General features: G+C 64.1%; 11 protein-coding genes. 1 reads left to right on the forward strand and 10 read right to left on the reverse strand.

All coding sequences use genetic code 11. From position 1 onward, the window contains the following. Positions 1-39: 39 nt before the first annotated feature. The 3 genes from rsfS to EHO51_RS08950 all read right to left on the reverse strand — a co-directional run bounded on the left by rsfS (position 40) and on the right by EHO51_RS08950 (position 2580). Positions 40-468, reverse strand: coding sequence for a ribosome silencing factor (gene rsfS, locus EHO51_RS08940; RefSeq protein ID WP_029651793.1), 429 nt, complete (start codon positions 466-468; stop codon positions 40-42). Positions 469-902: 434 nt separating this feature from the next. Continuing rightward, complete coding sequence (locus EHO51_RS08945) at positions 903-1874, reverse strand: quinone oxidoreductase family protein (protein ID WP_124740096.1); 972 nt, start codon at positions 1872-1874, stop codon at positions 903-905. Beyond that, complete coding sequence (locus EHO51_RS08950) at positions 1867-2580, reverse strand: CDP-alcohol phosphatidyltransferase family protein (protein WP_124738591.1); 714 nt, start codon at positions 2578-2580, stop codon at positions 1867-1869. Before EHO51_RS08950 ends, EHO51_RS08945 begins: the two co-directional genes overlap by 8 nt. A gap of 131 nt (positions 2581-2711) precedes the next feature. Between EHO51_RS08950 and EHO51_RS08955 the strand changes: the two genes are divergently transcribed. Then, a complete protein-coding gene (locus EHO51_RS08955) occupies positions 2712-3989 on the forward strand; it encodes an FAD-dependent monooxygenase (protein WP_124738592.1) in 1278 nt (425 codons plus the stop codon). 33 nt (positions 3990-4022) lie between these two features. Here EHO51_RS08955 and EHO51_RS08960 read toward each other — a convergent pair whose 3' ends face one another. From EHO51_RS08960 to EHO51_RS08990, 7 genes are all read right to left on the reverse strand, one after another. Further along, positions 4023-4526, reverse strand: a complete 504-nt coding sequence (locus EHO51_RS08960) for an Hsp20/alpha crystallin family protein (protein ID WP_124738593.1) — start codon at positions 4524-4526, stop codon at positions 4023-4025. 142 nt (positions 4527-4668) lie between these two features. After that, complete coding sequence (putA, locus tag EHO51_RS08965) at positions 4669-7737, reverse strand: bifunctional proline dehydrogenase/L-glutamate gamma-semialdehyde dehydrogenase PutA (protein WP_124738594.1); 3069 nt, start codon at positions 7735-7737, stop codon at positions 4669-4671. A gap of 34 nt (positions 7738-7771) precedes the next feature. Beyond that, complete coding sequence (locus EHO51_RS08970; protein ID WP_018408745.1) at positions 7772-7987, reverse strand: hypothetical protein; 216 nt, start codon at positions 7985-7987, stop codon at positions 7772-7774. A 62-nt stretch (positions 7988-8049) separates the two neighbouring features. Then, entirely contained in the window at positions 8050-8859 is an 810-nt protein-coding gene (locus tag EHO51_RS08975; protein WP_124738595.1) for a formylmethanofuran dehydrogenase subunit C, read from the reverse strand. Further along, entirely contained in the window at positions 8856-9764 is a 909-nt protein-coding gene (gene fhcD / locus EHO51_RS08980) for a formylmethanofuran--tetrahydromethanopterin N-formyltransferase (RefSeq protein ID WP_124738596.1), read from the reverse strand. The genes EHO51_RS08975 and fhcD overlap by 4 nt, the downstream gene beginning before the upstream one ends. Further along, on the reverse strand, positions 9752-11389 hold the full coding sequence (locus EHO51_RS08985) for a formylmethanofuran dehydrogenase subunit A (RefSeq protein WP_124738597.1): 1638 nt from the start codon (positions 11387-11389) through the stop codon (positions 9752-9754). The genes fhcD and EHO51_RS08985 overlap by 13 nt, the downstream gene beginning before the upstream one ends. Continuing rightward, positions 11380-12480, reverse strand: a complete 1101-nt coding sequence (locus EHO51_RS08990) for a formylmethanofuran dehydrogenase (protein WP_124738598.1) — start codon at positions 12478-12480, stop codon at positions 11380-11382. The genes EHO51_RS08985 and EHO51_RS08990 overlap by 10 nt, the downstream gene beginning before the upstream one ends. Positions 12481-12508 lie beyond the last annotated feature (28 nt).

A 12508-nucleotide genomic window follows, 5' to 3' on the forward strand; every position in this document is an offset into this window, starting at 1 on the left:
AGATGGACAAGCGATGCCACGCGCTTGCATCCGCTCCCGTCAGACCAGGCGAATCTCCAGCGGTCGGTCGCCGCCCCACATCTTTTCAAGATTGTAGAACTGGCGCACCTCGGGCCGGAAGATGTGGACGATGACGTCGCCGGCGTCGATCAGCACCCAGTCGCACTGGGACAGGCCTTCGACGCGCGGAGCAATGACTCCCGCCGCCTTCAGGGCCTTGATCGCTCTGTCGGCGATGGCGCCGACATGCACGGTCGAACGACCCGTCGCGATGATCATGTCATCGGCGAGCGCCGTCTTTCCACGCAGATCGATGGAGACGATGTCCTCGGCCTTGGTTTCGTCCAGGCTGGCGAGAACCTTTTGCACGATTGAGCCGGTTAATTGGGCGCTTGCGCCAATTTCCGGTCGGAGCGGACCAGGAGCCGCACCCGGATGAACACCTGTCGACAGCGTTGCAACCCTCATGCTTCGCGGCCCAAAGCCCGGAAGAGAGCCCGCCGCCACACAAGGATGGGGCTCTTGCTGAAAAATTGCAATAGAAACTGCGGGGTTGCCGAGGGGGGCTAAGAAAAAAGCCCGGCTCAAGCGCCGGGCTTTGGAAGGCGGTTCGGGCTAATCGAGAGGCGGGAGGAACCTCAAAGCCGGAACATGAAAAGCATAATCGATTTGCGCCAAAAGCGTAGGACGAAATTATCGCCTCGCCCAACTGACAGCACAAAAAGCGGGGAAAAACTGCTCGAACGAGCTGCGAGAGGGGCGCGGGCGACGCCCGATTCGGACAAGTTAACAAAGCGTTGCGAAGCGCATCAATCGGCCCAGTGCTCAAATTGCAACACATGTCAAGTTTGTCGCTGGAGCCCCGGTTGAGCCCTGCTTTCGCCGGTCCCTTTATGGCGAAATCAGGGAATTAGGACCATCGACCCGCTGGTGGCGCGCGATTCGAGCGCGGCATGCACCTTGGCCGCATCGGCGAGCGGAAAACGCGCCGGCTCGGCGATCGTCACGAAGCCTCGCTTCGCCGCGTGGACGAGATCGTCCATCATTTCCTCATAGTCGCGCCGGCGCGCGATATGGGTGAAAAGCGAGGGGCGAGTCGCATAGAGCGATCCTTTCAAAGCCAGAAGGCCCAGGTCGAAAGCCGCTATCGGACCGGAGGCTGAGCCGAAACTTACGAACATGCCGAATGGCTTCAGGCAATCGAGCGAAGCCGGGAATGTCGCGCGCCCGACGCCGTCATAGACGACATCGCACAGCTTGCCCTTGGTGATGTCGCGCACGCGCTCGACGAAATTCTCCTCGCGATAAAGAATCGTGCGTCGCGCGCCGGCTTCCTCCGCGATCTTCGCCTTTTCAGGAGAGCCGACGGTGGCAATGACTTTCGCGCCAAGCGCATTCGCCCATTGACAAAGGAGCTGCCCGACGCCGCCCGCGCCGGCATGGACAAGAACGCGATGGCCCTTTTTCACCTTGAAGGTCCTGCGCAGCAGATATTGCGCAGTCAGCCCTTTCAGCATCATCACCGCGCCCTGCTCAAAGCTGAAGGATTGCGGCAGATGGACCACTGAGTCGGCGGCGATGTTGCGCGCCTCCGAATAGCCGCCGAGCGCGCCGACATAGGCGACGCGATCGCCGACCTCAAAGTCCTTCACATTCTCGCCGACGGCGATCACCTCGCCGGCGCCTTCATGTCCGGGGACAAACGGATATTCGGCCGGATAAGCGCCGGTACGGCGGTAGACGTCTATGAAGTTGACTCCAATGGCGCCGTGGCGGATTTGCACTTCGTCGGCGGTCGGAGCCCGCAGATCAACGTCTTCCATGACGAGCGCATCCGGCCCGCCGGGCTGATGCACGCGAATCGCCTTAACCATCATGTTCCCCTTTCGCGATCGCGCCGCCCTCGCGAAAAAGCGGCAAAGCCAGAAAATAGCATCCCGTCGCGACCAGAGCCGCCTTTACCAGGACGGAGGCCGCCGCAAGATCCTGTGCGACCGCCGCGATCGCCGCCGCGCCCCAGACGCCGGTGACGACGAGCGTTACCAGTCGTAGCCGCTGAACGCGCAGCGGATGCACAAAGGCCACCGGAACGAACATGAAAGCCGCCGTCACGAGAACGACCGCGAGGCTGGCGCCCGCCGGCGGCCGCAGCACGAGAAGATAGAAGACCACGATGTTCCACAGCGACGGAAATCCACGAAACCAGTAGTCCGCCGTCTTCATTCGCCGATCCGCGAAATAGAGCGCCGAACAGGCGCAGACCGCGGCGCAAACGGGCCCGACGAGCGCCGGGTCCAAGAGGCCGGAGCGCCACAGCGCCACAAGCGGCGTGACCACGTAGTTGAGGAAGTCGACGACGAGGTCGAGCGCGACGCCGTCGATGAAGGGCGCCGTTTCAGTCACTCTGAAATGCCGCGCCAGCGTTCCGTCGACGGCGTCGACGACGAGCGCCGCGCCAAGCCAGGCGAACATCGCCGCAAAGCGGCCGTCCGCCGCAAGGAACAGCGCGATCAGGCCGAGCGCCGCGCCGCTCGCGGTGAACAGGTGGACGGAAAGGCCGATGAGGCGAGAAGACGTCACGGGCGCGGAGGATTGGAGAAGCGGGACGTCAGCCTACCACCGCCCTCGCGCCGAGCCAAAGCCATCTGCTCGCCCGTCCTGCTCGCGCTCCGAAGACTCTCCCGCTATAACAGGCAAAGGAGACGAATGAGATGAACGCGGCGCAGGAAAACACCAGATCGGACATTCTCGTCGCCGGCGCCGGGGCGACCGGCCTTGCAGCGGCGCTGGCCTTCGCGCGCGGGGGATTCAGGACGACGCTCGCCGGGCGCATTCCGCCGCCGCTGCCGGGCCGCACCGTCGCTTTGTTCGAATCGTCCGTCCGATTTCTCGATGCGCTCGGCGCGTTAGAGCGCGTCAGAGCGCGCGGCTGCGCCGTCGAAGCGATCCACATGATCGACGACACCGATCAGTTTCTGCCCGTGCCGGAACTCAGCCTGCGGGCGCGCGAGATCGGTCTGCCAGCGCTCGGCGTCAATGTGTCGAACGATGACCTCGTCGCCATTTTGCTGGATCTTTGTCGCGGCCGCCCTGAGATCGCGTTCGTCGACGCCGATATCGCGGATTACGAATTCAGCAGCGACGGCGCCGTCGCCGTCCTCACAGACGGACGGCGGCTCCAGGCGGACTTCATCGTTGCGGCGGATGGGCGCAACAGCCGCGCCCGCACGGTCGCCGGCATCGACGTGAAGGAATGGACCTATCCGCAGATCGCGCTCACGATGATGCTGCGCCACGAGTTCCCGCACGAAAATGTCTCGACGGAATATCACACGCGCTCGGGCCCCTTCACGCTGGTGCCGCTGCCCGCGCGAGAGGACGCGCCGAATCGTTCGAGCCTCGTCTGGCTGATGAGCGTCGCCGACGCGCGGCGGCGTCTCGCCAAGCCCCGCGAAGAGCTCGAATATGAAATTGAAGATTACGCCAAGTCGGAACTCGGCGCGATGCGCATCGAAGGCGACATCGGGCAGTTCCGCATGGGCGGCATGCAGGTGTCGAAACATGCCACGGGCCGCCTCGCGCTCGTTGGCGAGACATGTCACATTTTTCCGCCGATCGGCGCGCAAGGACTGAACCTAAGTCTGCGCGACGTCGCCGATCTCGAGGATTGTCTCGCCAGCGTCGATCTCAAGAATCCGCGTGAATTGTCGCGGGCGCTCGCCCGCTACGACCGTCACCGGCGCGCCGACATCGGCTTCAGGACGCATGGCGTCGACCTGCTCAACCGATCGCTGATCATTCCCTATCTACCGGTGGATTTGCTGCGCGGCGCGAGCTTCATCGCCATGGCGGCGCTCGGGCCGTTGCGGCGCGCGGTCATTCGCGAGGGCGTGTTGCCGCATCTCGTGCTGCCGCGGCTGATGCGACGGCCGGCGCACAAGCCCGAAATCGCCGGCGCTTCCCAGAGGCGCGCCGGCTGGCGATCTTAGAGCAGCGACGGTCGAGCGCCGCTGATCGCGGCGCTATTTCGCCGCGATCTCGATCTTCTTTTCTTCCTTCTTGGATTCAGCCGTCTTCGGCAGCTTGATTTTCAGCACGCCCTTTTCGAAATCGGCGGTGATCTTGTCGGAGTCTACGCCTTCAGGAACCCGAAAGGCGCGGCGGAAAGAGCCGTAACGTCGCTCCGAGCAGTAGTATCCTTCCCGCTTCTCTTCCTTTTCTTCTTTCTTCTCGCCAGAGATCGACAACACGCCGTTTGAAAGCTTCACATCGACGTTCTTTTCGTCGAGCCCGGGCAGTTCCGCGGTGATTTCATATCCGCCGTCCTTTTCAACAAAATCGACGGGCGGCGCCGCCGCCGACATGAGCCGGTCGAACGGCTGGAAATCGGCAAGGCTTCTGCGCGATGGAAATTCGTCGAACAGGCGATCGAATTGACGCCGGAAGGATTCGAGCGGATGCCAATCGAATCCGCTGGATGCCTGCGCGGACTCTCTCGACGCCGGCAGCTTGCTTTGTTCGGCCATGCTGATCTCCCTCATGAACGGACGATCGCCAAGCAACCGAAAATTCAGCAACGATGGCGCTGACGATCGACATGGAAACGTTAGGGACGTGGAGCGTCAGAGGTGTGACTTCAAGCAGCGATTTTGCGCCAATTTGTCGCGATCACTCGTCGGATTCTCCGAGCGACAACAGTCCTGCGTCGCCCCCAGAGGACGCGGTGTTGATCGTCAGCGTCGTCTCATGAAGGAATCGCAGCAGATAATCCGGCCCGCCCGCCTTTGGGCCGGTGCCGCTCAAGCCAAACCCGCCGAAGGGCTGGCTGCCGACGACCGCGCCGATCATGTTGCGATTGACGTAGATATTGCCGGCGGACGCTTTGCGCGACATCGCGCGAATGCGCTGTTCGATGCGCGTATGCATGCCGAGCGTGAGACCATATCCACTGGCTTCGATGTCCGTGAGCAGTTGCGGCAGGCGATCCGAACGCCAGGTCGCGACATGCAGGACGGGTCCGAAGATTTCCTCCTGCAAGTCCTCGACGCGATCAAGTCTGACGATGTGCGGCGCGACGAAAGTTCCTGTCGATGGCGCAACGCCAGCGTAGAGAATTCGCCCCGCGGCGCGCTGACTCGAAAGATAGGCGTCGAGTTTGTCCTTCGCCTGCGCATCAATCGCCGGGCCGACATGCGCGCCGATCTCGCGCGGATCGCCGACCCGCAACTCGCGCGCCGCGCCGATGAGCGTCGTAAGACAGTCGGGCGCGATCTCCTCTTGCAGGCACAAGAGCCGCAAGGCTGAGCACCGCTGGCCCGCCGATCGGAACGCAGACGTCATGACGTCGTCGACGACCTGTTCGATCAACGCCGTGGAATCGACAATCATCGCATTGATCCCGCCGGTTTCAGCGATGAGCGGCGCAATCGCGCCATCTCGCTCGGCGAGCGTGCGATTGATCCGCTGCGCAACTTCGACCGAGCCGGTGAAAACGACGCCGGCGGTCAGCGGATCGGCGATAAGCGCGGCGCCGATCGCGCCATCGCCTGGCGTAAATTGCAGCGCGTCCTTCGGAACGCCGGATTCGCGCAGGAGTTCGATCGCCATGGCGGCGACGAGCGGCGTCTGCTCCGCGGGCTTGGCGACGACGCAATTTCCCGCGGCCAGCGCCGCTGCGACCTGACCGATGAAAATCGCGAGCGGAAAATTCCAGGGCGAAATGCAAATAAAAACGCCGCGTCCATGCCGGCGCAGGACATTGGCTTCGCCCGTCGGGCCCGGCAGCGGCATGTCGGTGCAGAGAATTCGCGCCTGGCCGGCGTAGTATCGGCAAAGATCTGCCGCCTCGCGCACCTCGGCGAGCGCATCGTCGAGAGTCTTGCCGCCCTCGCTCTGCAACAAGGCGATCAACGGCCCGCGCCGCGCCTCAATAAGATCGGCCGCGCGTTCGATCATCCGCGCCCGCGCCTCGAATGGAGTCCTGGACCACTCTGGGAAAGCGCGCGCCGCCGTCGCAATCGCAGCATGCGCCACAGCTTCATCCGCTTCGACGACATGACCGACGACGGCGCCGTCGATCGGCGACAGGACCGGGCGCGCGGCAGCTCGCGTCTCGACGCTCGGTCGTGCATCTGGCGGCGGAAAAGGCGCGCGCGTCTCGTCAATCAGCGCCGCAAGCGCGGTCCGATCGCCAAACTCCACGCCTTTTGAATTGGCGCGTTGCGGCAGGTAAATCTCGCTCGGCAGTGGAAGACGCGGATGGCGCGCACGATTTGGCGCGCCAAGCGTTTCATAAGGGTCCGCGACGAGCGCGCTCTCCGGCGTCTCGGGATCGGCGGCGCGCGCAACGAAAGAGGAGTTGGCGCCGTTCTCGATCAAGCGCCGCACGAGATAGGCGAGAAGATCGCGGTGCGGACCGACCGGCGCATAAATTCGAACCGCGGCGTCGCTCATTTCCGTCAGCGACTCATAGAGCGACTCGCCCATGCCGTGCAGGCGCTGAAATTCGAAGTCGCGCCGCGCGCCGGCCATTGTCAGAACGGCGGCGACGCTCCGAGCGTTATGCGTGGCGATTTGCGGGAAGAGACGCGGTTGTTCAAAAAGCCGCGCCGCGCAGGCGTCAAAATTGAGATCGGTCATCGCCTTGCGCGTGAACACGGGATAATCGGAAAGACCGCGCTCCTGGGCGCGTTTGATCTCGCTGTCCCAATAGGCGCCCTTGACGAGACGCACCATGAAGCGTCGATGGCTCGCTTCCGCGAGCGAGGCGACATAGTCGATCGCGGGCATCGCGCGCTTCAGATAGGCCTGCACCGCGAGCCCGAATCCGTCCCAGCCGGAAAGCGAAGGGTCTTCGACGACGCGTGCGAACACGTCCAGCGAAAGTTCGAGTCGATCCGCCTCCTCCGCATCAATGGTGAAAACGAGATCGCGATCTTTGGCGAGGCGCGCCAAGGCGAGCAGCCGCGGCGGCAATTCCCGCAAGACGCGTTCGCGCGAAATCGCCTCATAGCGCGGATGCAGCGCCGAGAGTTTGATCGAAATTCCGGGGCGCATAGGGAGGCCGGAGCTTCCGGCCGAGTCGCCGATGGCGCGAATGGCGTGGGCGTAGGCCTCAAAATAGCGCTCGGCGTCTTCCGCCGTCCGCGCCCCTTCGCCAAGCATGTCGTAAGAGAAGCGCTCGCGCCGTCCCTGCTCCCGTCTGATCGCCGCTTCGATGGTTTCGCCAAAGACGAAATGAGCGCCCATCAGCCGCATCGCCTGACGCGCGGCGGCGCGCAGCGCCGGCAGGCCGAGACGCCGGGCGAGGTCGGCAACGAGCCCGCGCGGCTCCGTGACGTCGACGATGCGCGCCGAAAGTCCCAGCGCGAAGGCGCACGCCTGAATGAGCAGCGCGTCGCTCGATGTCTCGTGATGGGAGAAATCGCCCTCGGCGAGCTTATCAATCAGGAGTTGGTCGGCCGTGGCGTCGTCCGGCACGCGCAGCAGCGCTTCGGCGAGCGCCATCACCGCCAGCCCCTCCCGCGAGGAGAGGGAGAATTCGTGTAGAAAGTCTTCGACGCCGCCAAGCGGATCACGTTGTGCGCGAATGCCGCGCACGAGCTTCAGCGCGGTTTCCTCAACAAGTCGTTGAGTCGCAGGATTAGGGCGCGAACCGAGGAAGGCTTCAGCGAAGCTCTCGTCGGGAGGCGCGTATGGCGCCGCAAAGGGCGCCGGCCGATCGTGTTTTCGATTCATTCGCCATCGAACCGACCGCGCCCGCAGGGCTCGATCAGATCTTGTCGCCTTCCGCTCCCGGCCGCGCGCAACGCCACTTGGTAACCGTCAGTTGCGGGTGTTCGCCGCACCATTGAGCGATATATGGCATCGCCTGCATCATGCAATTGCTGGTCGAGCCCGTGGTCGATTCGAAGACGAGCTTGCGCTCGTCGCAGGCGGCGGGCTGCGCCAGCGTGCAGACAGTAAGGATGAGTTCGACGAAATTCATCGCAATCTCCTTGCTAAGCGCCCGCTCCAGGGCGTTTCGCTTTCTAGCAAGGGTAATGCCCGTCAGTCGGGGGTCAATATCTCGCCCTTGCCATAGACCGCCGTGTCGCCGCCATAGCGGCGCAGCTTGCGCGACAGGAGATCGGCGGCCGGGGCGCTATGATTCCTCAGAGAACGTGCGAAAAGCCGTGCGAACGTCAGCTCATGCGCGCCGCAGTCGACATAGGTCGAACCGAAGCAGCCGCCGCGGGCGAGCACAATCGAGCCGCGTTTGTTGAGATAGCCGATGCGCCCCTTGGCCTCCCCCAAAACCAGGATCGTGCCGGCGATGACGCGTGCGCCGAGATCTTCGCCGGCGTCGCCTTCGATGACGAGAATGCCGCGACGCAGCCGGTCGCCGGCGCGTTCGCCCGCCTTGCCGCGCACGATGACGCGCCCGCCAGCCATGCCGGCGAGTTCGCCCGCGAGCGGTCCGGCGAGGAAATCGCCGACGTCGCCTTTGATCTCCACCTCGGCGCCGAGGTTGCCCGAGGCGGCATGCGGGCCGGCGTTTCCGGAGACGGTGATCTTGCCGCCCTTGGCCAAACGGCCGCATTGCGCCCCGACGTCGCCTTCGACATGAATCTCAAAGCCAGGCAGAAGCTTCGCGCCGAGAAGATCGAAGCGCGCTGAGCCGCCCTCGAAGCGAACAGTCTTCAGATCGCCTTCCGAAACATTGAAGAGGTCGCCGACTTTCGTCGAAATGCGCGTCACGCCGATCTCGATCGCTTCGATCTGCGCGACGGATTTTCCCGCCAGGCGGTCGGGCGTCAGCGCCGAAAGATCGACGCGCTGCGGCGGCTCCTGGCGAAGCGTGAAGGTAAAGGGCTTCACGGCAGCAATTCCTTCAGGTGATAGTGAAACGGTCCGAGCTTGCCGCCGTAATTGCCGGCGCCGACGCGCTTGGCGCCTTGCTCCGGCCCCATCTCGATGATGGCGTGAAGCCCCGCGCGCATCGCCTCGCGCACGGCGTTGTCAGTCAAGCCGTCGATGACGATTTCGAGCACGCAGCCGATATCCGCGTCGAGCTCGCTTTTGGTGACGCCGCGCAATGTCGGGCAATAAGCGTCATTGGTCGACGCGCTCATGCCCTTGTATTTCGAACCGACCTTTGAGCCCGAGCGCACGATGCCGCCGGGGAACGGCGCAATGGCGTCGGCGACGCCGTCGATCGCCGAGACGGCGGCCTCGGTGGCGCGCATGGTCTTGTCCCAGTCCGCGCCCATGATCAAAAGATTGCCGCCGCCCACGGATTTTTTGGTCAGGCCGACCTTGCCTTCGCAGAAAAACTCTCCGTCCATGACGGGCACGCGCCAGTAGCGCCGGTCGTCGACGACCTTGGACATCTGCCACTTGTCGCCGAACTGGCGCAGCGCGTCGCCGACCTTGATCTCGAATTCGCCGGCGACCGTCGAATAGACCGCGGAGCCCGGGCAGGTCAGCACGCATTGGCCGAGTCGGTTGACGAGCTGCTTCTCCGCGTCTTTCGACGACATGGCGAAGAGCAGCGCGCGCACGCCCGGGCGTCCGTCCGGCGTTTCCTCCGGCGGCACTTCGCGATCGATTCCCGCCTCGCAGCCGCAGCCGATGACCGACGTTGCAAAACCTGTCATCGTCAACGCCGCCTGCCGCGCCCATTTGGCGTTCGGCGCAGTGATCAGAATGCCCGTCCCGCTCATGGGGAAGGCTTCGGCGAAATTGTCGTCTATCGTCACGCCGTTGCGAATTAAATCCGGCATGGAACCTCCGCAAAGGCGTCCTTGTGCGGCAGCGCCGCGTCGGGCACGTCGAAAATGCTGCGCGGCAGGCCGTAAAGCTCGTCGTAATAGGAATCGAGACGCTTCGTGATCTGCTGATCGTAACGCGGGCGAATATGCAACGTCTTGCCACGCGTGTAATGCGAGACTTGGCCGTCGCGCACGACGAGAGCGCCATCCTTGAAGACCAGCGCCGCGCGTCGGAACATGCCGGCGACGTCGCGTCCGGGCTTGTAAACGGCGATGTCGGCGATGGCGCCGGGACTGAGCCGGCCGCGATCGACAAAGCCAAAGAGCTTCGCGGCGCCGGAGCGGCTCATCTGCGCGATTTCGTAAAGCGTGTATTCGCGCGAAATCGACGGCAGCGTCGTGTGCTCCAGCACCTCGGCCGGAAGGCGCGCAAGATGCTGCGCGCGAAGATCGGCGCTCATCAGCAACGCGAAGAGCTCCGGATAGGTCGTGAACGGACCGCCGTTCGGATGGTCGGTGGTGAAGAACACCTGCTCGGGATTTTCAATGAGCAGGAAGAGCTCCAGACCCGCCGCCCATTGGATGGCGTTATAATAATTCGAGATCTTGTAGACGTAGGGAACGATGCCGCCGCCATTGGCGTCGCCGTCGAAGATCGCGCCCTTCTTCGGGATCGCGCCCGGCAGGCTGTTGAACTGTTTCAGAACGTCGGACGAAATCGTCACCGTGTCCGAGAACATCACCTGGCCGACGTCGACGCTGACATTCGGATTCGCGTTGATCTTCTCGGCGAAGAGCGCGCCGGCTGACGAGAAGCCGTTCTTGCCCTCCTTGCCATAGGCGTAGAATTGCACATGCGCGAGATGAAGCGGCAATCCCTGCGCGGCGTCTATGGTCGCGAGCGCCGTGTCGATGTTGCCGGCAAGGCCGAGATTGTTCATGTGCAGATGCAGCGGATGGGCGATGCCCAGCGCCTGAGTCGACTTCTGCAGCGACTGGAAGATCTGGCGCGACGTCAGCCCGTAAAAGGGCACGACATCGTCGAGCCCGAAGGCGCGCATGTTCTCCTTGAAGGCTTCGACCCCGCCCGGATTGATGCACTTTAAGCCGAGCGAACGGGTGTTTTCGACGGTCTGCGCGACATAATCGTTGATCGCGCCGTCCTTCTCACCGTCGCGCAACATGCCGAGCAGAAAGTCGTCATTGCCGAGCACGGTGAGTGCGCCCTTGTCGATGATCGGCACGTCGTTGAATTCGAGATGGGTCTGCAGCGCGTGATGCGGCGCCATCGCCGGCTCGACGACAGTGGTGAAGCCCATCTGGGCGTAGAGACGGCCGGTCTCGTAGCTCGACCATTTGGCCGTCGACAGCGGCGTGTCGGCGAGCCGCGCGCGAATCGCGCGATGCAGCTCCGGCAGCAGCAGTCGCGCCGTGTTCACATTGCCGCCGGCGATGTGCGAATGGATGTCGATTGCGCCGGCCATGACGATATGGCCGGAGACGTCGATCTCCTTGTCGGCGCTGCGCCCGTCGGGCCGCTCGACGATGCGGCCGTCCTCGAACCACACGTCGCCGATCGCGTCCTGGCCGGTCGCCGGATCGACGATATGGCCGCCGCGCAAAACTGTCAGCGCCATGCGCCCTCCGAAACTTCCGCCATAATGGCGCCGATCGCCTGCGCCACGCTCGGCGCGTCCGTCGGCGCGCTTGCCCTGCGCAGCGTCATGCCGCCGGTTTCCTGACCCATCAGCACCGCGTCATGCGTGACGCCGGGCTGACCGACTTTAATGAACAGCCCGCGAGACGGCGCCGCCTGCGCCGGCGCGAGCGTGATGAGCGGGATGTCGGCGCGGGACCAAGCAGGCTTTTCGCCGTCGAAGGCGGAAATCCACAGCGCCGCATCCGCCTCGCCGCTGTCGACGAGCCGCGAGGACTCGAAACGCCACGGGTCGTGCTCCGGATAACCACGGCCAAAACCCGTGCGCGGCGGAAAGCCCGTCATCCAGCCCGCCGTCTGGGTCACGCCCGAAGCGCCGCTGCGGCCGCCGATATGAACGCCCGTGAATCGGGTCGTGGCGTTAAGCTCGATCACCAAAGCCTGCAGCATTTCGATCGCCAGCGGATCGAGCGTCGACGCCGACCAGACGAAGACGCCAAAGCGCGCGTTTCGCAGCGTCTCCACGAGAGCGTCAATAAGAGTGATTTTTTCGGCGTCCAGCGCCACCGGCCGTCCGCCGAAGCGGGCGCGCCACGCCGCCAGCACGCCGGAAAGTTCCTGCACAGAGGCCGGAATGACCTTTGCGCCTGGGACAGCCTTCGCTTCGTCGCCGTCCGGCCCGACCCAGATCACCTTGCGCGGCTGCTGCGCTTGCGCTCCGCGGCGTGGCGGCTCGGCAAGCGCAAGGCGCTCCAGCATGCCAGGCCAGGCTTGAGTCAGTCCCGGGCCGATCAGCACGACGCAGTCGCCGCGAAGGCGCGCCTCGTTCGCCGTCGTCGTGAACATGCCGAAGGAACGCTTGACGTCGATATCGGCAAGCGTTTCGCGCGACGCGAGATGGTCGAAGGCGCCCTTCAGCTGCTCGGCTAAGAGGATCGCGGCGCGCGCGCCGGCGACGTCGGCGCCAAGGCCGGCGATGAGCGGAAAGGCCGCTTCCTTGAGAATTTTGCCGGCATGTCGATAGGCGTCGCCAAGCGCAATCGCCTTGCCGTCGAGCGTTGCTGTCTCCATTCCTACCCCGATTTGCGACCTGCCCTGG

Origin of the sequence: Methylocystis rosea, from assembly GCF_003855495.1 — a bacterium.
Classification (GTDB): domain Bacteria; phylum Pseudomonadota; class Alphaproteobacteria; order Rhizobiales; family Beijerinckiaceae; genus Methylocystis; species Methylocystis rosea_A.